The sequence below is a fragment of the Streptomyces sp. NBC_00376 genome, assembly GCF_036077095.1.
Lineage (GTDB): Bacteria > Actinomycetota > Actinomycetes > Streptomycetales > Streptomycetaceae > Streptomyces.
This window is the reverse complement of record NZ_CP107960.1, coordinates 6,058,655-6,077,341: the sequence shown is the minus strand read 5'-3', so window position 1 is coordinate 6,077,341 and position 18,687 is coordinate 6,058,655. Positions and strand designations below refer to the sequence as shown.

Below are 18,687 nucleotides of genomic sequence, written 5' to 3'. Positions count from 1 at the left end.
TACGCCCCCATGCCCCAGCCCTGTTCGTCAGAACTCTTGATGTGACGTGACCATGTCGCCACTCTGTTACCTGGTGCCCACCCCACGGAAACCTGGCACGGCCACGATGGCCGGGCTTCACGGGTCACCCGTTCAAGGTCCCCCCACATCAAGGGAGTTCGCATGTCTGGTGTCTACGCGCGTCGCATCGCCGTCCTCGCCACATCCGCCGCCTTTGCCGCAACCACCGGCCTGCTCACCGCCCCCACCGCGCAGGCAGCCATGCCCACCCCGGTCTCCGCCTCCACCGCCCGCACCTACCTCGGCGAACTGACCGTCGCCGCGGAGGGCTCGTCGAGCGGCTACAGCCGCGACAAGTTCCCGCACTGGATCACCCAGTCGGGTGCCTGCAACACCCGCGAGGTCGTCCTGGAGCGCGACGGCACGAACGTGACGCAGAACTCCAGCTGCGCCGCCGTCAGCGGCACTTGGTACTCGGAGTACGACGGCGCCACCTGGACCGCCGCCTCCGATCTGGACATCGACCACATGGTTCCGCTCGCCGAGGCCTGGCGGTCGGGCGCCAGCAGCTGGACGACCGCCGAACGCCAGGCGTACGCCAATGACCTGACGCGTCCTCAGCTCATCGCGGTCACGGACAACGTCAACCAGGCCAAGGGAGACAAGGACCCGGCCGACTGGATGCCCTCACGCACCGCGTACAAGTGCACGTACGCACGCGCCTGGGTCCACGTGAAGCACTACTACGACCTGACCGTCGACTCGGCCGAGAAGAGCGCCCTGCAGTCCATCCTGAACAACTGCTGAGCGAAGGTACGGAGCCGTGCGCACCGCACGGCTCCGTACCCGCAGGCGCACCCCTTCCCCACCCCCGCCCCCGGCGCGTTTTCAGCCGAGTACGGACGGTCCCGGCCGGCGCCCGCGCAACCCGGGAGCCCGAGGAGCAGCGGTGGCCGGCGCACGGCACCGAGCCGGCCCGCCGACCGCCCGGGAACCCCTTTGCCGCCCCGGCCCGCAGAGCGCCGGGGCACGTCGCCGCCGCGGCCCCTGCCGCCACTGGTCCACAGAACGTCGCCGGAGTGTTCGGAGCCGTATCCCCTCCGAACACTCCGGCGACGTTCTGTTCGCCGTCAGGCGATACGCCCCATACCTGCGCAGCCGTGCCGCGCACCCCCGCCCAAGCGCCGGGCGGCGCCCCGAGACCCGCATCCGGCAGCTGACCTGCCCCGCCCGCGCGCACCTCGCCACCGGACGCCCCGAAGCCGGTTTCCGCTCCGGCCGGAGCCGGACAGGACGGCGGACCGGCGGGCCGCCCGCACGGCACGGCCGGGCGGAGACGTCACCGGCCCAGTGGTACACCACCGGCGGACCATGGCTCGGCAGCCGATCCACTCCTCTCACCCCGAATGGCCGGAAAGTTGCGCCGTCATTGGTTCAGGCCAAGACAGCAAGGAGAGGTTCGCAGTTGGAGGCGGTGCCGAACCGAAGCCCGACCGAGAACCATGGGGCGACTTTCAGCCAGCCGACAGAATGTTGAACTTGCAAGCATTGGTGAGGTTTCCCTAATCTGACGCACTCAATCGGTTCACGTCCCCACCAGACCGAAGGAGCCCTCCCCCCATGCACACACGCTTGAACCAGGCTCAGCCCTACGCACTCGGCCTCTTCCGGATCGTCATCGGCCTGTTCTTCACCTGCCACGGCGCCGCCTCGCTCTTCGGCGTCCTCGGCGGCGCCATGAACGGCGGCTCCATACCCGCCGGCACCTGGCCCGGCTGGTACGCGGCGGTCATCCAACTCGTCGGCGGCGCCCTCGTGACGGTCGGACTCGGCACCCGCATCGCCGCCCTGATCTGCTCCGGCTCCATGGCGTACGCATACTTCAAGGTCCACCAGCCCGAGGCGCTGTTCCCGCTGCAGAACGGCGGCGAGCCCTCGGCCGTCTTCTGCTGGGCGTTCCTGCTGCTGGTCTTCACCGGCCCCGGCGCACTGGCCCTGGACCGGCTGTTCGGCCGGGGCGGCACGGAGCACGACAGGGACCGCGCACCCGAGCAGGCACCGCCCGTAACGGTCTGATCCGCACCCTCCGGCGCCCGCCCGCGCACGCCGCCCACGGACCGCTCTCCCGCAGCCGGCGCGGCGCGGGCCGCGCCTCACGCACGTACGGCGGACCGCCCTCACCTACGTACAGCGGACCACACCTCACGTACATCCGGCAGGACACCCGGAACCGATGCTTCCCATTTCCGGATGTACGTGAGGTTCCCAACATCGCTCGTATTTTGTGGATCACCGGATGAACGCCAGGCGTACGCTCTACAGCTGACCCTGCCGCTCCTGCCGCTCCCCTGCGACGTCGCGGCGTTGTTCCGAATCGGGGAGTAGTAGGTGCTTGAGAGTGTGGGCGCGCTGACCGGCAGCCCATGGATCTACGCCGTGGTCGCCCTTTCGGTGCTCCTGGACGTCTTTCTGCCCCTGCTGCCCAGCGGGGTCCTGGTGATCACCGCCGCCACGGCCGCCGCCGCCGGTTCGACGACCGTCGCGGGCGCGGGCGCCTCGGAGCAGGTGACCGAGGTTCCCTCGCTCCTCGCCCTGATCCTCTGCGCGGCCACCGCCTCGGTGCTCGGAGACCTCGTCGCGTACCGGCTGGCCTGGCGCGGCGGGGAGCGACTGGACCGGGCCATAGCCCGCTCCCGCCGCCTCACCTCCGCGCAGGAGCGCCTCGGCGCCGCACTCGCCCGGGGCGGCGGCATCCTCGTGATCATCGCCCGCTTCGCCCCGGCCGGCCGCTCGGTGGTCTCCCTGGGCGCGGGCGCCGCACACCGCAAGGTCAAGGAATTCCTGCCCTGGTCGGCCCTGGCGGGCGTGGCATGGGCCGTCTACAGCGTGGGCCTCGGCTACTTCGGCGGCCAGTGGCTCGGTGCGACGTGGGTGGGCACGGCCGTCTCGGTCCTCGCCCTGTTCATGGCGGGCGCCCTGGCCGCGTATCTCATGCGCCGCCCGGCGGCGGAGGCGGCCGCCGCGGCATCGGCGACCGCCACGGCCACTACGGCGTCCTGACCGCGCCCCGGACCTCCAGCCCGTCCAGCAGTCTGACGGTCGCCTCGGTGATCTCGTCGACGGCCCGGTCGAACACCTCCTGGTTGTGCGCGGCCGGAGCTCGGAAGCCGGACACCTTGCGCACGAACTGCAGGGCGGCGGCCCGGATCTCCTCCTCGGTGGCCTCTTCGGGGATGGCTGGCGGGCGAAGGGTCTTGATGCTGCGGCACATGACTCAAGTGTGAACCGCACCACTGACAACCGCCCGTATCGCCCTCGCTCCCCCGCGCCCCCGGTCCCCGGCTCCCCTCACCGAACCCGTTCGACGGCGGGGAACTCGTACGTACCGTCGAGGATCCCGGCCCCCGGCGCACGGAGCCCGAGCACGGCCCGGAAGTCCCCGCCGGGCACGGACAGCCAGTTCACCGCCTCGACCGGATCGTCCGGCCGCTCCCTCTGGACCCGGACCGTCAGCGAACCGTCCTCCGCATACGCCAAGCCGCGCCCCGCCGGGTTCTCGCCGATCCGCTGACCGGCCGGGCCGTACCCGGCCATGTCGTACACGGCCAGGGACCAGCCCGCCCCGGCCGGCGGCCGGCCCTCGAAGCGCAGCACGTAGGAGCGGGCCCCGTTCAGCCGCTCGCCCCCGGCGTCACACAGGGTGTGGGCGTACACCGCCTCGTAACCGTGGACGCCCCACAGCGCGCTCCGTGCCGCCACCGCCCTGGTCCGGTAGGACGCCTCCCGGTCGGCGATCCGCCACTGGGGGGAGTCGATGGTCCCGACGCCGTAGTGGTCGAGGTTGTAGTCGAAGAGATGCGGCTCCATCACCCAGCCTCCGCGCTCCGCATCGGCCCGGCTCGCCTCCTCCACCCGTGCCCTGCCCCGCGCCAGCCCCTCGGTCAGTGCGCCCACAAGGGCGGCATCGGCATGGACGTAGGGCGAGGGCCCTTCCTCCAGCAGCCCCAGCCGCTGGAACCGGTCCTGATACGCCTGATCGGGCGCGGACGGCGGGAAGTCGGCCATCCACACCCTGAGCTGCTCGAAGAACCGCAGCGCCTCCGGTACGTCGGGGTCGGGCGCGGGCAGCCCCGTGCGATGGGTACCGGGTTCGACGTATGTGACGGTCAGCTGTTCCCGGAACGCGCGGACCCGCTCCGGGTCGTAGGGCCCGCCCGGGTCGTCCGGACCGTGGCCGCCGCCGGCATCGCAGGCGCTGCGGCCGATGACGGTGACGACGGAGGTGGGCGCGTCGATGACCCCGAGCACACCGTCGGGCACACGGCCCGCCCAGCCGGGGGGAACGACGAGCCAGTCACCGGCCCGGACGGCGGTGGCGCGGCGGCCGACGTACGCGAAGTTGTTGGTCCACGCGTCGACGAACTGCAGCACACGGTACGCGCCGTCCGGGCGCCCGCCGTCGGAGTCGGGGACGTGGAGCAGGACCGGCCCGCCGGAGAGGTCGAGATGAGCGACGGACCGGACCGTGTCGTCGCCGACGGACACGAAGGGTGTGTCGGCGGGCACCGGCCGGTCCGCGTGCGCGAAGTGGTTGAAGGGGGTGGGCGGCAGCGGACCGAAGCCCGTGTACATGGCGCCTTCGACCACCGACAGGTCCCGGACCAGCGGATACCCGTAGACGTACGACTCGGCGGCAAGAGCGACGAGTTCCACCGCTGCCTCCTCCCGGCCTCCGTACCCCTTCGGCACTCCCCTCAGATGACCGCCTTCGAACGGTCCGTGCACAGGGCCCAGATGACGAACACGTCGATGGCGATGGAGACGACCGCCCAGATCGGCTGGTACGGAAGCCAGACGAAGTTGATGATGATGCTGATGGCGGCCAGCACCACACCCGTGGCACGGGCCCATTCGGCGCCCTTGAGGATCCCCCAGCCGACGACGGCGAGCACGATGCCGAGGACGAGGTGGATCCATCCCCAGGAGGACACGTCGAACTTGAACGTGTAGTTCCTGAGGCGCGCGTAGACATCGTCGGTGGCGAGACCGGAGATGCCCTTGATCACTCCGAGGACACCGTCGACGAGCAACAGGACACCGGCGAAAATGACACCGCTGGCCGCCCAGGGATTGATGTCCGCTTGGCCTGCGGAACCGGCGGTGCCGGGCGTGGGCGCTGTGTGAGCCATCGGAACTCCTTGGGCCTGATCGGGACTGCGGGACAGAACCGACCCTGCGCGCCACCTCCCCGCACGGCCACCCGGACGCGCCCATCCGGGTGACCTTCCTTCCCGGACAGAAACACCTGCCCACGGCCGTCGACGACAAGCGAAGCCGCGTCACGACAAGCGAAACCGCTCACAACGAGGGAAGTCGCGTCACGACAAGCGAAACCGCTCACGACGAGGGAAGCCGCGTCACCTTCGAGACCTTGCACGTCATCTTGCCCGGAACCTTCCCCAGCCCCTGGGCCTTCTGCACCGACTTCTGCCCCGCCGCCAGATCGGTCGCCGTCGCCAGCCCCGAAGCCCTGCGCGTACCGTCCCCGTCCACGAACTCCACGGACACGATGTAGGACGCCTGGACGTCGCCGTGGTTCACGATCTCCACATCCGCATCCGGCCACTCGGTCAGCGAGTCCACCTGGCACCGGGTGATCCGCACATCGCCCTCACCATCCGTGCCCTCCAGGGCCGGCAGCTCCGTGGGCGCATCGGAGGCGTCATCCGGCGCGGGCGCACCGCTCGCAGCAGGAGACCCGCTCTTCGTGCCCTCCACCCCCGACGGCTTCGACCCGGCCGTCGACGACGTGCCGCCCCCGCTCGTCACGGCGACCAGCACACCGGCCGCCAGCAGAAGGACCACCCCGCCGATCACGGACAAGGTGACGACCAGTCCGGTACGGGACTTCTTGGGCGGCTGCGGATAGCCGTACGCCCCGGGCGCGGGCTGCGGCCATTGCGCGTACGGCGACGAGGGCGGCGGCTGCTGACCGGGCTGGGGCGGCGGACCGGACTGCGGCTGCTGACCGGGCTGCGGTTGCTGACCGGGCTGGGGCGGCGGATAGCCGTACGACATGTATCCCCCCTGGGACGGTGCTGACGTGACCAGGACACGTTACGGCGAGCCGGGGCTTGACTCTCCCGCAGGGGGAGGCCCGAGGGTTACGGACATGAACGGCGACGCGCTCCTCCCGATCGGGGATCTGGCCAGGCGGACCGGGCTGACGGTGAAGACCGTCCGCTTCTACTCCGACCGCGGGATCGTGTCCCCCGCCGCCCGCAGCCCCGCGGGCTACCGCCTCTACGCCCCCGGCGCCGTGGCACGCCTCCGCCTGGTCCGTACTCTGCGCGAGCTGGGGCTCGACCTTTCCACGACCCGCAAGGTCGCCGACCGCGAACTCTCCCTCTCCGAGGTCGCCGCGACGCACGCCCAGGCGCTGACGGTGCAGATCCGTACGCTGCGGATGCGGCGCGCGGTACTGACCGCGGCGGCCGGGCGCGGTTCCACACCCGAGGAGCTGGAAGCCATGCACGAACTGACCATGCTCTCCGAGGACGAACGCCGTCACCTGATCGACGACTTCCTCGCCACCGTGTTCGGCGGCCCGGACGCCGCACCGGCATTCGCCGGAATCATGCGCTCGATGACCCCGGAGCTGCCCGAGAACCCCGAAACCGAACAGGTCGAGGCCTGGATCGAGTTGGCCGAACTGGCCCGGACCCCCGACTTCGCCGCCCTCATGCGCCGCCTCGCCACCCACGTATCGGCCGACCTCACCCGCCCCGACCCCACCGCGACGATCCACACCCACGTCGCCCCGGCCCTGCGAGCGGGCATCGCCCCGGCATCACCCCGGGCCGCCCGGATCATCAAGGCGGTCAAGGACGAATACGCCGACACCGCCACGGGCCACGACCTGCTGACCTTCCTGAGAACGGCGAACGACCCCCGCCGCCGGCGCTACCTCCAACTGCTCGCCGTGATCAACTCCTGGCCACCCCCGAACGACCCGACCCCTGCCTTCACCTGGCTCATCGAGGCCCTCACCGACACAGCTGATGCGGCCGGGACGGGCTGAACCTAAACTGGCGGAGGCCAAGAAACCCCAGGTGAGGGAGGCAGGTCATGGCCAAGCGAGGAAACAAGCGTCGCGCCCGCAAGAAGAAGAACGCCAACCACGGCAAGCGCCCCAACGCCTGAACCGAACCCCCGTGGTGCCCTGAGAAGCGCTCACGCTCCCCGGGGCACCACGGACGCGCCGGTCACGGGTGAGCGGCTACCGGCAGGGCGGCCTCGGGAGGAGATGCCATCCGCCGGCTCCTGAAGCTCAGGCAAGACTCTCCAGGCCGAGTTTCGCCAGCCGTGACCGAATGGCGCTGGGCTTCCGGCCGAACTGCTTCCCGAGGGTGTCGAGATCGCGTTCACCCTGTTGGTAGAGCGCGAGAAGTCTGACGTCGTCCTGTTGCGCCCATGGCTGACCCATCTGCGGGTAGCGGGAGCGCAGTTCGTCCGGCGACGCCCGCCTCCTGCCGGGGTCCGCCTGTGGACAGATCGACTCGATCACGTCCAGCGGGAAATCCCCGACCAGCGTTCCTGTGAGCCAGAGCTCCAGTTGGTCCCCCTCGAACGTGATGCGGTCCGCCAGGACGGTGACCGCCCGCCGGAGGACGTCGCTGTCGTTCGGGTCCTGCTGGTAGTCGGTGAACGTCACACGGAACGCTGTCTGCGTGCTGGAATCCCCCATGTGGCCATCCTGGCCCGGTGGTCATGGATGCGGAAGATCATTTCTCGCCCGTCCTCGCGACTCCACGCGGTTCGGTCCCACGGAGTACGGCGGGGGCGGCACCGGCCGCGTCCAGAGCGAGATGCCAGGGAAACCCCTCCGGCCGACGCTCGCCCGGCTGGTTCGGCTCGAAATCCCCTTCCCCGTACAGCACCTTCACCCCGGCGTCCCGCAGCGCCTCCAAAGACCGCTGGAACTGCGGATGTTGCGCGTAGGCGGCGTTCACGCTCGGCATCGTCACCGTGGGAATCCGCTTCCCGATGGCTCCCGCGACCACGCCGACGACGAAGCTCGAAGTCAGTCCGCACGCCCAGTGGTTGATCGTGTTGAAGGTGGCGGGCGCGAGCAGGATCGCATCCGCCGGGGGGCATGCATCCGGTTCGCCCGGGGTGCGCCGCCCCCCTGTCGAACACAGCCGCCCACGACCTCGGCCCATGCACCGTGAACGCGTACGGGAGCGCCGCCCGCTGGTTTCCGCGCTGCTGCCCCACGTGCTGGAAGAACCACTCCTGATCACGCTGCCGAGCGAGGCCGCCCCGATCATCGGAGCACCGGGTCCCGACCGGCAAGGGCGACACACTGACAGTGGTCATCCACACACCGTGTGTTCGCGTGGTGTCAGGATGATGACGCGTCCGCGTACCCCGGGATCAGGAGGACCATGACCACCGACGAGAAGTTCCTTCCCCTGCACCGGCTGGTGTTCGCCGACCCCGGCCCGCCCCGGCACACAACACTGCCCGGCTCCAGCCCTGCCTGGCACTTCACCCGCTACGACGACGTCCGCCAGGTGCTGGCCGACGACCGGTTCATCCGGGCCCTGCTGCCCGCGACGGCCACGTCGCCCCTCACCGAATCCCCCGACGCCATGACCAAGCAGGACGGCGCCGGACACCTGCGACTGCGCCACACCGTCAAAGGGGTCCTCACCCCTCGCGGGGTCGGCCGGGTGACGCCCATGGTCGCCGAGGTCACCGACCGGCTCGTCGCCGGGCTTGCCGAACACGGCCCGCCCGCAGACCTCGTCGACCACTACACCCGCCCCCTGCCCATCGCGGTCATGAACAAGCTGCTGGGCGTCCACGACATCGACGACACCCGGCTGCTGCGCTGGACCGAGCTCGCCTTCCCCGACCCCTTCGTTCCCGAGGACGAAACCGCCGAGGCGGCAAGTGAGTTCACCGGATTCGCCACCCGTCTCATCGCCGACCGCCGAAGCACCCCGGGCCCGGACCTGATCAGCACCCTCGTACAGGCCGCCGACCGCGAAGGCGGCATCCCCGAATCCCAACTCGTCAACTTCGTCAGCACGCTTGTGGTGGCCGGCTACGACACCACCATGACCATGCTGGGCAACGCCCTCCTCTACCTCCTGGACGAACGCCCGGAGGACTGGGCCCGCCTGGGCTCCGACGAAGCGGCCGCCGGCGTACTGGCCGAGCGTCTGACCCACCTGATCCCGCTCAACGACCCCGCGAAACACTTCAACCCGCTACGGGCCACCGCGGACGTGGAGATCGGAGGGGTGACCGTCCGGGCCGGGGACCTCGTCACCCTCGACCGCGGCGCGGCCAACCGTGACCCCGCTGCCTTCCCCGGTGACCCCTTCGCCGACCTGTTCGCCCCGCTGGAACACCCCACCCTCGCCTTCGGCGGCGGACAGCACTACTGCCTGGGTGTCTCGCTGGCCCGTACGGAACTCCGCCTCGCCCTGCACCGACTGGCCGCCCGGCTCCCCGGCCTGCGGCTGACCGTGCCGGTCGACGTCGTCGAATGGCGCACGAGCTCGCTCACCCGAAGCCCCCGGCACCTGCCCGTGACCTGGTAGCCGCCCCCGGCCGGCGAACAAGTAATCGGTTGCCTGCGGGCGATGGCGGCGGATCCGATGACCGGCGTGATCACCCGGGCGCGCCCGCCGCGGCGAGACATGACGAACGCGAACCGCCGGCCCCGGCCGGCGCACGATCCGGGCGGACCGCGACCGCATCACGCCAAGGGAGACGCCGCCCGATGGACACGCCCTCGTCGCCGTCCGCAACGGAACACACGGACGGGCCGCCCGTCCGCCTGGGCGGCCTCGTCCCGCTGACACCGCCCGGCTGGGTCGGGGCGGGCCGACACCTGCTCGCAGGACTCGACCTGGCAGTCCGCGAGGTCAACGGCGCCGGCGGGATCGACGGCAGGCCGCTGGAGCTGGTGGTCCGGGACACCGCAGCCGATCCGGAGCGCGCCGCGGCGGCCGTGGACGAACTGGCCGGCCTGGACGTGGCCGCCGTGGTGGGCGAGTACCACAGCGTCGTCGCCCGCACCGCCGTCGCACGGGCCGACGCCCTCGGCGTCCCCTTCCTCTGCTCGTCCGCGGTGCTCGACGCGCTCACCGAGGGGCCGACGAAGTGGGTCGCGCGCCTGGCCCCGGCCCAGTCCCGCGGCCGGCGGATCTACGCGGACTTCCTCCTCGGCGCGGGCCGGCACCGGATCGCCGTGGCGACCCAGCCGAGCGTCTACCGAGCGTCCGGGACCCGCGTCCTGCGGGACCACCTCGCTCCCCGCGGCGGCACCGTCGTCGAGCGGTCGAACATGGCCACGACCTCGCCCCACGCATCGTGAACGCGCACGGGAGCGCCGCCCGCTGGTTTCCGCGCTGCTGCCCCACGTGCTGGAGGAAGACGGTTGCCCCTACGGCGTGATCCAGTCGGCCCAGCCGAACGTGAACTTGTGCGCGGCACGCACCGCGCTCCGTCCTCGGCTACCCGCCAGCAGCGCCACGCATAGAGCTACGACGAACAGTGCGGCGAAGGATCCCGCGATGATCAAGCCTGTTCTGGGTGCCCAGACCACTCCCGCGAAGACACTCGCGATGATCACGATCGCCAGGCCCATGTGGGCAATGGGCAACTCCACGCGGAACAGCTCTCCGAGCGAACCACGCGATGCCCGCACGTCTGCGTTGTACCGGTTCCTCGCGGCGTCGGGATCAGCATGCCGCCCCTCTGGCCATTGCTGCTCCACCGGTTCCCCCTCCCGGTCGTCCGTGCCGCTGAGCCCAGGCTCTGCCCCCGAAGCCTGACAGCCCCCGCCGAAGGCATGTTCGCCACGACTGCATGACTGCATCTACCCCGCAGAGAACCGCGGCCAGCGTTGGTGTCCGCTGTCGTTGATGTCAGCCTGCCCCTCGATGCCTGTGGTGGCTCGTATTGCTCGTTCGGGTGCGCATTTCGTGCAGGTTTAAGCCCAGCTGTCCAGGCTTGGCCTCACGATGTGTCTCCTCGTGAGGGTGGAAGAACATGCCGACGTACGTCACCTTGCTGAGCTGGACTGATCAAGGGGTCCGAAACTACAAGGACACCGCAAAACGCTCCGAGGCCTTCGGGTCAGCGGTACAGAAGCTCGGGGCGAAGCTCCTGAGCATCTACTGGACCGTCGGTCCGTACGACCTCGTGGCCATCGTCGAGGCGCCCGACGACGAAACTGCCACGGCAGCACTCCTGCAGCTCGGCGGGGTGGGCAACGTCCGTTCCACGACTCTGCGGGCCTTCGGCCCAGAGGAGATGGAGCGCATCATCGCCAAGGCGGCCGGCTGACGACCCACGTCGTCCAGGACGCGCAGCGCGAGGCCGTGAGTCGCCTGGACCGGATGCTGAAGCGGCAGCGTCCCAACCGCGAGTGACCGCACCCATTGATGTCAGAAGCAGACGTCGAAGGCCCCCAACCATGATCGGTTGGGGGCCTTCGCACTGGTGGGCGCGGACGGTTTCGAACCGCCGACATCTGCTTTGTAAGAACGGCTCTAATCTTTCCCTGACCTGCAACGATCTTCAGATTGAAGATCATTTAGGAGAGATTTAGGGGACGGGGTCTACTCCCACACCGTCGTCCACCCGAGCGAGCGCATCGCGCTCTCGCAGATCTCCTGAAGCCCGTCCAGTCTCTCACGCCGCATGTCCGGAGTCGGGTGCTGATACACCGCTTTGATGCCCGGCCGCCGGTGCCCGGCTTGCTCGAAGGCGAGCGCAGGCTTCACGCCGATCTGCTCTTGATATGTGTCGTGCGTGTGCCTGAGCGCCCGCATCGTCAGCCCTTTCATGATGGGCTCGACTGCGGGCTGCGCCGCCCGCCCGCGCACCTTCGTCACGGCCTTCCGTCCGTCCGCGCAGGGCCGCATCACCTGCCGGCCGAAGTTGCCACGCCGCCAATGGCCGCCTCCACGCGGCGTGAACAGGAACTCGCCCTTCCTGCTGGCTGCGTGAGCCGCGAGCAGCTCGGCGAGGAACGGCGGCAGGTCGATCTGCCGCTTTGACTCGCGCGTCTTCACTGGCTCCAGGTCCAGCACCATGCCCAACTTCTCCCCCGCCGGCCCGCGCTTGGCGTACTCGGCCACCTCCTCCGCGACCACGAGAGTGGGGCAGGTGTAGCCGGACTCGACACGTGCGCTCAGCGACGACGGGCGGAGAGCCAGGCTTTCACCCCAGCGGAGCCCCGTGAAGGCCACCGTGAGGATGTGCATGCCGTCGAGCGGCCCAGCACGCCGGGCCACCTGAAGCACCACCTCGGGCGGCGCCCAGAGCTTGGCATCCTCCCGTTCGGACTGCTCCACCTTCGCCGCGGCAGTCCGAGACCGGCGGCGGCCGAAGAGCGGGTTCGCCAGGATCATGCCCTTGTCGACCGCGCCCGTGAGGATCTGGGACATGAGCGTCAGGCAGTGCGTCGCCGTAATGTCGTCGCAGTCCAGGCCGTTGGCCCACTGCTCGGCGTCGAACCAGGTGACTTGCCGGATCGGCGTGGACTCCCACCGCGGCAGGATGTGCGCTTCCAGGCGGGCCCACCGCGTCGTCACTGTACGGCCGCGCGGCGACTTGGCCGCCATCCACTCCCGGGCCCACGTACCAAACAGGGTTTGCGCCAACGCCGGATCAGCCCAGCGGCCGGCACGGATGGCGGCCTCCTGCTGCCCGCCAAATTCCTCGGCCAACCGCTTGGTGGGGAACCCGGGCTCACTGCCCCATGCCCCGTCCGGCCGCCTGTATCGGACCCGCCAGGTGAACTGCTTGGTCTTGACGCCGTTCTTGACCTTGTAGACCTTCTCCGCGTACGCCATGGCCGCCTCAGCTTGCGAGCCGGAGCGGGCAGGGGCCGGCGGTAGCCAGGCGCTCGCCGCCGACCTCCGCGAGTGCGCCGTCGACAGCGGCCCAGCCCGCGGCAGTCAATTGACCGTCGCGGGCCAGCTCAGCGTCTGCGTACACCCGCGTGTGCACGGCCGTCCGATCTACCCAGGTGAGTACGCCGCCCGGAAGGCCGGCAGTGGCGAGGTGTACGTGGACGCACATTCTTTGCTCATCTCCCCGTTGGTGTGCCGTGCAGCTGGCGATCAGCCCCAGCCGAGATCCCCGGTCGGTAGATCCGTGGGTGTGGGCGTGGGTGACGGGGAGCTGCCGGGACCGATGACACCCCAGCCGAGATCGTCGGCGGTGGCGGCGGGGACCGGGGTAGAGCTGGGCTCGTTGGCGATGGCGGGGATGGTGGTTGTGGCCAGTGCTGCCGCGAGGACAGCAGATGCGGCCAGGACGCGGATTCTCATGGGGGGTGCCCTTCACTTGGCTGTGACTCGAACATATGCCCGAATAACATGCAGTGAGGGAATGGTTACACGTGATTGACAAGTGAACCAAGGGATGAGACGTGCCAGAATCGGCATATGCGTGAAGCGGCAACACGAACTCATGGGGGTTGTACGGATGTTGAGTAAATCTCTGAGTACCGCCGAGGTGTCCGCATACCAGGCGATAGCCGCCGGCGAGCGCCCTGAACCGTGTCTCGCCACCGAGCGCCTTGCCGCGCTGGGCCTGGTCGAGCACCGCCCGCACGACGGATCGTGGGTGGCGCACGACCCTCGCGCCATCACGCACAGCCTCATGGGCGCCGCACTTACAGAGCTCCGCGACCTCGTCACCCACATACACAGGATCCCCACCCTGGAATCGCTGGCGGCGGAGTACGACCCGCACCGGATGTACGGCGGCCCCGCCAGCGAATACCTGGCGACACGGGACGCGATGAACGGACGCATTGGCGACGTCTCGGCCACCGCGGCCACGTCCGTGCTCACCACCCAGCCCGGGGCGCCGGCCGACCGCGACCCGCGCATCGTCGCCCTCGGCGCGCAGCGCGTCGTGGACACGCTGGAGGCCGGGGCCGAGGTGCACAGCCTCTACACCAGCGCCGCAGTGAGCCACGGTCAGACTGCGGCCTACGTCCGTCAGATCGTCGATGCCGGGGCCCAGGTGCGGACGCTCAGCGGCACCTTTCCGCGCATGATGATCGTGGACGGGCGGCACCTCTTCGTGGAGAACCACATCATCGCCGGGGCCGACACTGACGCGGGCTGGCACGTCACTGACCGCGGGTGTGTCGCCTGGGCCGAGCACGTCTTTGCCGCGCTCTGGGATCGGGCCGCCCGCTGGAACGACGCGGGGTCGGGCGCGGGCACAGTGACGACCGGTCGGCAGCGACAGATCCTGGTCGAGCTGGAGACCGGGTACACCAAGCAGCAGGCGGCGAAGCGGCTTGGGCTCGGTGAGCGCACGGTGACTGCGGAGCTGTCCGCGCTGCGGTCGGTGCTGGGGATGCGGACGCTGTATCAGGTGATGGCGTGGTGGGCGACGTCCCGCGATCGTGATCTGCCGTAGCACCTGACCCCCTGTCTCCGATCCTGCCGGGGGCTCAGCGCGCCGTGCAAGATCAAAAAATGCAGCTGACTAGCTGCTGACATCAGCTTATGCAGGCCAAAGTGTTTGTCGAGTGCCGCACCATGATCATCCGCCCTGGCTCCTCGACGAGCGCCGACGCCTCGGCGACCGGATACGGGAGCGGCGGATGTGGTGCAATCTCACGCAAGAAGCACTGGCGGAGCGCGCTGGTATCTCCCGCGACACCGTCCAGCGCATCGAGCACGCCACCAACAACCCCCGGCTAAGCGACTTGCTGCGGGTCGCCCGCGCCCTGGAAACCAAGCTGGCAGACCTGCTTGGGGGATAACCCCGGCCGGCCGCCGAAGCGGCGCAGCCGGGGCTGGTCCGGGTTGGCTACAGCGCGGGCTGCCCGCTGCCAGGGCACATCTCGCGCGAGCCCTGCGGCTGGTGGGGAGTGGTCGGAGTGCCAGGCGGGGAGCCCACGATGGCGCCGCAGGAGGGGCATCCGCCCTCACACAGGCCAGGGTCGAATCGGTGTCCGGGGGTGTGACTGCACATATCAGTTCCTCCTCGATGGGGTGGTGCTGACAGAGGTGGTGCACTTGCCACTCCGACCCGGCCGGCCGGGCGCCCGCCCGCCCGGCCGGGTGGAGAGTCAGAAAGCGGACTGCAAGTCGAAAGGCTGCCCGCCCTTGCCCTGGCCAGCACGGGCCGTGTGCTGGAACAGGACGAAAATCCGGGACTCGCTGTGGAACACGAGACCTACCCCCGGATGGGCATTCGGCTCGGCCGCTCGCTCGCCGGATGTGTAGGTGTACACCTTCGCAATCTCGGCGTTACCCGCGTTCGTGAGCATGGCCGCCAGGTACTGTTCTGCCCGCGCAGCGGTGATCTTCCCGTCGGCGTACAGGTCTGGCACGGGCACCTCGGCCGGAGGCACGTCTATGACGGGCACCTCCGGGCGGTCGTACTTGTCGCTGGTGGACGCGGCGGTGATTGCTGCCCACAACTGCGATCCGGTGGAAAACGTGACATGGATCCCGAACGGCCTGCCTTCCTCCTGCCAGGGCTCGGCGGCCTTCACGTCCGGAGCTTTCAGCAAGGTCTCGACGGCGAATTCTTGGAAGCGCGCGGGTCGCATTTGTGATCATTCCTTCCGTGGCGGCCGAGCCAGTCTAGGCGGGATGCGGCGGTGGAAACGTGGAGCCCGCTCGGCCCCGGGCCGCCGACGGCTTCGGGGACGAGCGGGAGTGAGACCCGCCCGCGGCTGGTCGGCGCGATGAGCAGCCGCGAGCGGGAGATCAGGGGCGGGGGCTCGGATCCGGCTCGGCGGGCCACCGCGTGCCGGGGCGGTCCCACGACGGCCGGTGGTACGGGTCGTAGTGGTCGCCCTGGTGCCCAGGCTCCCGCGTGCACCGGGCACTCGTCTGCGGGTCCACGTCCCAGCAGTAGCACGGGATGATGTCCGACGACTCGTCCCTCACCGGCGCGTCTCCCGCCAGGCGCGGCCGAGCCGCACCGCCGTGACACAGGCGGCCCCAGCACGGCAGGCAGCGCAGGCCAGGGTGTGCCCGAGGAACGTGCGATATTCGGCGTCCGGTGCGGGCTGTTTCTTCGCCAGTGCGGTCATTGGTGGCCCTTCCAACAGGGGAGGCAGCAGCGGGGAAACCAGCGGGCCGACGTGCCATGGGCGTCCACCGGGCGCGGCCCGAAGTCGTGAACTGCGTCCATGGCCAGCGGCGCCGCGCAAAAGACGCAGTTCGCGCCGCGCTGCTGCGTGTCGGACAGTGTCACTGGATCGGGAAGATCAGGCATTGGTAACGCAGCAGCAGGTGGGGGCATGGTCGGCTCCATGTCAGTGGCTGGTGATGACATGGTGGGGGCACGGCAAGGCCCCGACTATCACGACATGGTGATAGCCGGGGCCAAAGGGTGACTGTAGGTCAGACTCCCAGCCAAGAGCCGTAGGACAGGAAGGAATCGGGCAGCTGACGCTTCGCTGCCTCCAGCCCTGCGTAGGTCTCCCGCACCGTCTGGTGATACCGGGCCTGCTGAGGCGCTGCCTTCCGCGCGCGCAACAGGTTCTTGAACGCGTCGTCCAAGGAACCGTCCCACATCTGTGCGCGAGCCAGCTCGGCGTAGTGATGACTCCGGCGGCTGGCCGGCCAGTCCTTCGGAAGGCTGACCTTCCGGCCGACTTGAGCGGCTTGACCGTACTCGTCCAGCTCGGCCAACACGGACACACGGTGTACGGCAACGTTCGTCGGGCCGAAGCTGAGCCAGTGCACTTCCGACGCGTCACCAGTTGCCGTAGCAATTCGGTCTGCTTCCGACAGGTGACCGGCTGCGGCGTCGCCGTTGTGTGCCCGACCGGCCATCACTGCGGCGCCGAGGTGGAGTTGCCCGGTGAGAACATCCCGCTCCCGGCCCGCGTCGGCCTGCTCCAGCGCAGCCAGCCCGACGCGGACGAGTCGGTCTCCAGTGCGGTACTGGCCAGCCCGCAGGTAGGTGAGGCCACGCATGTAGCGGCCCATCGCGCTGACCACCGCGTCGGATGCCCGCTGCGCCGCCCAGTCCATCCGGGCGAGAGCGATTGAGGCGAGGTCGCCATAGCCCAGCTTGCTGGTGACGTCGTAGGCAGTGCGGTACGTCGACGCCAGGGTTTGCCACGAGCCTCGGCCCCCGGACGCGTGCGCCGCGGTGGTGGCTTCCAGGATGAGGCCCGGCAGCTCCCCAGCCACCCGTTTGATCTCCCCAGCCCGGACCGCGACAAGGTGTTCCTCGGCATCGGCGACGATCAGGGCATGTGGGCGAGGGGCAATGTCCGGGTCGGCGCCGAGGTCGAAGACGTCCAGGGCCTCACGGATCGGGGCGATCAGCACGTCGAGTTCATCGGCGCGCAGCTCGGTGACGTACGGCTGACCGGTCACCGTGGCGACCTCGACCCGCATGGCGCGGGCCACATTTGCGATCAGGTGCGGTGACGCGGGGAGGATGCCCTGCTCGGTCTTCGTGAGCGTGGAGTACGGGACTTGGGACAGATCGGAGAGCGCCCTCTGGGTGAGGTGGCGTTCCAATCGGAGGCGCTTGATGCGTGCGCCGGTGTGGTCATGCGGAAGAGCGTGCATACTGAACTCCGTTCTGACTCGACACCAGAACGGTACCCGCCGTCGGCTCGGTGAGTACCTTCGAAGGCCCCATCGCCCCCGTGCTGATGGGGCCTTCGCGTATCCCGAACGCACGAAATGCCCCCTGCCCGGCCGTAGCCGGAACAGGGGGCGGTTCATGAGCGGCGCCGGTCGGCCGGCAGTCCAAAGACAGCCGGGCTCGGGCTGGAGCCAGGGTTGCTCGGTGCACTGTCGCGGCGGCACACCAGCGCATCCGGATCGGACGGTGGGGGTTGGAGCGAGTAGCCGGCGGGGCATGTCTGACCGTCCCGGCCGTCGCGCCCGGCCGCGCCGTCCTTCCCCGCAGCCCCGTCCGCTCCCGCAGGGCCAGGCGGGCCCGCAGGACCGGCTGGCCCGGGGATGGTGGAGTCGCTGCCATCCTGACCGGCCGCGCCAGACGGGCCCGGAGACGCTGATGGTCCGGCAGGTCCGGCTGGCCCCCGCTCGCCGCGCGCACCGACCGGCCCCGGCGGACCCGGGATCTGCACCGGCACCTCGGCACGTGACGGCAGGTCGTCGATCGCCTGCGCGGGGTCGGGGGCGGCCGGGGTATCGCCGCGGGCCTTGACCTGCGAGCGGAGCTTGCGGACATCGGTCGCGAGCGTCGACACTGCGCCGCCGCGCCGGTCCGCCTCGGCCGCCATCTGGTCGGCGCGCTCTTCGGCCTGCCCGATCTTCAGGAAGGCCACCGCGACGGCGCCGCCGAGGAAGAGCATCCCGGCCGTGATCCAGAGCAGGACCCGGCGACGGTAGAAGAGGCGCTCTGCCCGCGTCACGGCGCGCCTCCCAGCTGCGTCACGAGCAGGCGCAACCGCGCGCTCTCTGCCCGCTCCGCTGACAAATCAGCGCGCAGCGTCGCCAGTTCGGAACGCATCTCTTTCCGCTCCTCCTGCAACTGGTCCGTCAAGCTGTTGAAGCCGGTCAATGCTCCGCCCTCCCGGGCCGCTCGGTTGGCGCCCCGGTGGCCGTACATGGCCGCTGCCGCTACTACCGGTGAGGTCAGTAGTGCACCCAGCGCGGTGAGTAGAGCAGCGTCCACACAGTCCTC

23 protein-coding genes and 1 pseudogene are annotated in these 18,687 nt (G+C 69.9%); 10 read left to right on the top strand and 14 right to left on the bottom strand.

All coding sequences use genetic code 11. The features are described 5' to 3' along the window. Positions 1-162 precede the first annotated feature (162 nt). From OG842_RS27445 to OG842_RS27435, 3 genes are all read left to right on the top strand, one after another. Positions 163-807 (top strand): HNH endonuclease family protein, encoded by a 645-nt coding sequence (locus tag OG842_RS27445; protein ID WP_266737164.1) that lies wholly within the window; start codon positions 163-165, stop codon positions 805-807. A gap of 813 nt (positions 808-1,620) precedes the next feature. Next, positions 1,621-2,076 (top strand): DoxX family protein, encoded by a 456-nt coding sequence (locus OG842_RS27440; RefSeq protein WP_266737165.1) that lies wholly within the window; start codon positions 1,621-1,623, stop codon positions 2,074-2,076. Between the two features lie 312 nt (positions 2,077-2,388). Continuing rightward, the gene (locus tag OG842_RS27435; protein ID WP_266737166.1) at positions 2,389-3,060 is read left to right on the top strand and encodes a DedA family protein; all 672 of its coding nucleotides are present in this window, start codon (positions 2,389-2,391) and stop codon (positions 3,058-3,060) included. On the opposite strand, the gene OG842_RS27430 is transcribed toward OG842_RS27435, so the two are convergent. The 4 genes from OG842_RS27430 to OG842_RS27415 form a co-directional block, all read right to left on the bottom strand. Further along, positions 3,047-3,271 (bottom strand): DUF2277 domain-containing protein, encoded by a 225-nt coding sequence (locus tag OG842_RS27430; protein WP_124717878.1) that lies wholly within the window; start codon positions 3,269-3,271, stop codon positions 3,047-3,049. The two genes, OG842_RS27435 and OG842_RS27430, sit on opposite strands and share 14 nt — an antisense overlap. A 77-nt stretch (positions 3,272-3,348) precedes the next feature. After that, complete coding sequence (locus OG842_RS27425) at positions 3,349-4,713, bottom strand: DUF1254 domain-containing protein (RefSeq protein WP_266737168.1); 1,365 nt, start codon at positions 4,711-4,713, stop codon at positions 3,349-3,351. A gap of 41 nt (positions 4,714-4,754) precedes the next feature. After that, positions 4,755-5,189 (bottom strand): DUF7144 family membrane protein, encoded by a 435-nt coding sequence (locus OG842_RS27420; protein ID WP_266737170.1) that lies wholly within the window; start codon positions 5,187-5,189, stop codon positions 4,755-4,757. Between the two features lie 208 nt (positions 5,190-5,397). Then, the gene (locus OG842_RS27415; RefSeq protein ID WP_266737171.1) at positions 5,398-6,078 is read right to left on the bottom strand and encodes a hypothetical protein; all 681 of its coding nucleotides are present in this window, start codon (positions 6,076-6,078) and stop codon (positions 5,398-5,400) included. A 94-nt stretch (positions 6,079-6,172) separates the two neighbouring features. On the opposite strand from OG842_RS27415, the gene OG842_RS27410 reads away from it, so the two are divergent. Together OG842_RS27410 and OG842_RS45265 are read left to right on the top strand one after the other, a co-directional pair. Beyond that, positions 6,173-7,081 carry a MerR family transcriptional regulator gene (locus OG842_RS27410; protein ID WP_266737173.1) on the top strand — a complete coding sequence of 303 codons (909 nt, stop codon included), beginning with the start codon at positions 6,173-6,175 and terminating at the stop codon, positions 7,079-7,081. Between the two features lie 47 nt (positions 7,082-7,128). Further along, the gene (locus OG842_RS45265; RefSeq protein ID WP_015034725.1) at positions 7,129-7,203 is read left to right on the top strand and encodes a 50S ribosomal protein bL37; all 75 of its coding nucleotides are present in this window, start codon (positions 7,129-7,131) and stop codon (positions 7,201-7,203) included. A gap of 127 nt (positions 7,204-7,330) precedes the next feature. Here the strand turns inward: OG842_RS45265 and OG842_RS27405 are convergent, their stop codons facing one another. Both OG842_RS27405 and OG842_RS27400 read right to left on the bottom strand, forming a co-directional pair. Next, a complete protein-coding gene (locus OG842_RS27405) occupies positions 7,331-7,747 on the bottom strand; it encodes a hypothetical protein (protein ID WP_266737175.1) in 417 nt (138 codons plus the stop codon). A 37-nt stretch (positions 7,748-7,784) separates the two neighbouring features. Next, on the bottom strand, positions 7,785-8,330 hold the full coding sequence (locus OG842_RS27400) for a flavoprotein (protein ID WP_266737176.1): 546 nt from the start codon (positions 8,328-8,330) through the stop codon (positions 7,785-7,787). 117 nt (positions 8,331-8,447) lie between these two features. On the opposite strand from OG842_RS27400, the gene OG842_RS27395 reads away from it, so the two are divergent. Continuing rightward, the gene (locus OG842_RS27395; protein ID WP_266737177.1) at positions 8,448-9,614 is read left to right on the top strand and encodes a cytochrome P450; all 1,167 of its coding nucleotides are present in this window, start codon (positions 8,448-8,450) and stop codon (positions 9,612-9,614) included. A 182-nt stretch (positions 9,615-9,796) separates the two neighbouring features. After that, positions 9,797-10,375 (top strand): annotated as a pseudogene (locus tag OG842_RS27390) (ABC transporter substrate-binding protein); the annotation flags it as partial. Between the two features lie 87 nt (positions 10,376-10,462). Here the strand turns inward: OG842_RS27390 and OG842_RS27385 are convergent. After that, positions 10,463-10,795 (bottom strand): hypothetical protein, encoded by a 333-nt coding sequence (locus OG842_RS27385; protein ID WP_266737178.1) that lies wholly within the window; start codon positions 10,793-10,795, stop codon positions 10,463-10,465. A gap of 275 nt (positions 10,796-11,070) precedes the next feature. Between OG842_RS27385 and OG842_RS27380 the strand changes: the two genes are divergently transcribed. Next, a complete protein-coding gene (locus OG842_RS27380) occupies positions 11,071-11,367 on the top strand; it encodes a GYD domain-containing protein (RefSeq protein ID WP_266737179.1) in 297 nt (98 codons plus the stop codon). 275 nt (positions 11,368-11,642) lie between these two features. Here OG842_RS27380 and OG842_RS27375 read toward each other — a convergent pair whose 3' ends face one another. Together OG842_RS27375 and OG842_RS27370 are read right to left on the bottom strand one after the other, a co-directional pair. Beyond that, on the bottom strand, positions 11,643-12,881 hold the full coding sequence (locus OG842_RS27375) for a hypothetical protein (protein WP_266737180.1): 1,239 nt from the start codon (positions 12,879-12,881) through the stop codon (positions 11,643-11,645). Between the two features lie 270 nt (positions 12,882-13,151). Beyond that, complete coding sequence (locus OG842_RS27370; protein WP_266737181.1) at positions 13,152-13,361, bottom strand: hypothetical protein; 210 nt, start codon at positions 13,359-13,361, stop codon at positions 13,152-13,154. A gap of 157 nt (positions 13,362-13,518) precedes the next feature. Here OG842_RS27370 and OG842_RS27365 point away from each other — a divergent pair, with 157 nt between their 5' ends. Beyond that, on the top strand, positions 13,519-14,469 hold the full coding sequence (locus OG842_RS27365; RefSeq protein ID WP_328512558.1) for a hypothetical protein: 951 nt from the start codon (positions 13,519-13,521) through the stop codon (positions 14,467-14,469). A gap of 112 nt (positions 14,470-14,581) precedes the next feature. After that, positions 14,582-14,818: a helix-turn-helix domain-containing protein gene (locus OG842_RS27360; protein ID WP_266737183.1), complete on the top strand. Its 237-nt coding sequence runs from the start codon at positions 14,582-14,584 to the stop codon at positions 14,816-14,818. A 309-nt stretch (positions 14,819-15,127) separates the two neighbouring features. On the opposite strand, the gene OG842_RS27355 is transcribed toward OG842_RS27360, so the two are convergent. The 5 genes from OG842_RS27355 to OG842_RS27335 all read right to left on the bottom strand — a co-directional run bounded on the left by OG842_RS27355 (position 15,128) and on the right by OG842_RS27335 (position 18,564). Further along, on the bottom strand, positions 15,128-15,613 hold the full coding sequence (locus OG842_RS27355; RefSeq protein ID WP_266737184.1) for a hypothetical protein: 486 nt from the start codon (positions 15,611-15,613) through the stop codon (positions 15,128-15,130). Positions 15,614-15,952: 339 nt separating this feature from the next. Then, the gene (locus OG842_RS27350; protein ID WP_266737185.1) at positions 15,953-16,102 is read right to left on the bottom strand and encodes a hypothetical protein; all 150 of its coding nucleotides are present in this window, start codon (positions 16,100-16,102) and stop codon (positions 15,953-15,955) included. Between the two features lie 313 nt (positions 16,103-16,415). Next, a complete protein-coding gene (locus tag OG842_RS27345) occupies positions 16,416-17,600 on the bottom strand; it encodes a helix-turn-helix domain-containing protein (protein ID WP_266737186.1) in 1,185 nt (394 codons plus the stop codon). A gap of 155 nt (positions 17,601-17,755) precedes the next feature. Further along, positions 17,756-18,415, bottom strand: a complete 660-nt coding sequence (locus OG842_RS27340; protein ID WP_266737187.1) for a collagen-like protein — start codon at positions 18,413-18,415, stop codon at positions 17,756-17,758. Then, entirely contained in the window at positions 18,412-18,564 is a 153-nt protein-coding gene (locus OG842_RS27335) for a hypothetical protein (protein WP_266737188.1), read from the bottom strand. The genes OG842_RS27340 and OG842_RS27335 overlap by 4 nt, the downstream gene beginning before the upstream one ends. Between the last annotated feature and the right edge of the window lie 123 nt (positions 18,565-18,687).

What these genes read in the sequence shown, in the direction of transcription:
- OG842_RS27445 (WP_266737164.1), top strand. Translation starts at nt 163, where the DNA reads ATGTCTGGTGTCTACGCGCGTCGCATCGCCGTCCTCGCCACATCCGCC.
- OG842_RS27440 (WP_266737165.1), top strand. Translation starts at nt 1,621, where the DNA reads ATGCACACACGCTTGAACCAGGCTCAGCCCTACGCACTCGGCCTCTTC.
- OG842_RS27430 (WP_124717878.1), bottom strand. Translation starts at nt 3,271, where the DNA reads ATGTGCCGCAGCATCAAGACCCTTCGCCCGCCAGCCATCCCCGAAGAG.
- OG842_RS27420 (WP_266737170.1), bottom strand. Translation starts at nt 5,189, where the DNA reads ATGGCTCACACAGCGCCCACGCCCGGCACCGCCGGTTCCGCAGGCCAA.
- OG842_RS27415 (WP_266737171.1), bottom strand. Translation starts at nt 6,078, where the DNA reads ATGTCGTACGGCTATCCGCCGCCCCAGCCCGGTCAGCAACCGCAGCCC.
- OG842_RS27410 (WP_266737173.1), top strand. Translation starts at nt 6,173, where the DNA reads ATGAACGGCGACGCGCTCCTCCCGATCGGGGATCTGGCCAGGCGGACC.
- OG842_RS27405 (WP_266737175.1), bottom strand. Translation starts at nt 7,747, where the DNA reads ATGGGGGATTCCAGCACGCAGACAGCGTTCCGTGTGACGTTCACCGAC.
- OG842_RS27400 (WP_266737176.1), bottom strand. Translation starts at nt 8,330, where the DNA reads ATGATCGGGGCGGCCTCGCTCGGCAGCGTGATCAGGAGTGGTTCTTCC.
- OG842_RS27395 (WP_266737177.1), top strand. Translation starts at nt 8,448, where the DNA reads ATGACCACCGACGAGAAGTTCCTTCCCCTGCACCGGCTGGTGTTCGCC.
- OG842_RS27380 (WP_266737179.1), top strand. Translation starts at nt 11,071, where the DNA reads ATGCCGACGTACGTCACCTTGCTGAGCTGGACTGATCAAGGGGTCCGA.
- OG842_RS27375 (WP_266737180.1), bottom strand. Translation starts at nt 12,881, where the DNA reads ATGGCGTACGCGGAGAAGGTCTACAAGGTCAAGAACGGCGTCAAGACC.
- OG842_RS27370 (WP_266737181.1), bottom strand. Translation starts at nt 13,361, where the DNA reads ATGAGAATCCGCGTCCTGGCCGCATCTGCTGTCCTCGCGGCAGCACTG.
- OG842_RS27365 (WP_328512558.1), top strand. Translation starts at nt 13,519, where the DNA reads ATGTTGAGTAAATCTCTGAGTACCGCCGAGGTGTCCGCATACCAGGCG.
- OG842_RS27355 (WP_266737184.1), bottom strand. Translation starts at nt 15,613, where the DNA reads ATGCGACCCGCGCGCTTCCAAGAATTCGCCGTCGAGACCTTGCTGAAA.
- OG842_RS27350 (WP_266737185.1), bottom strand. Translation starts at nt 16,102, where the DNA reads ATGACCGCACTGGCGAAGAAACAGCCCGCACCGGACGCCGAATATCGC.
- OG842_RS27345 (WP_266737186.1), bottom strand. Translation starts at nt 17,600, where the DNA reads ATGCACGCTCTTCCGCATGACCACACCGGCGCACGCATCAAGCGCCTC.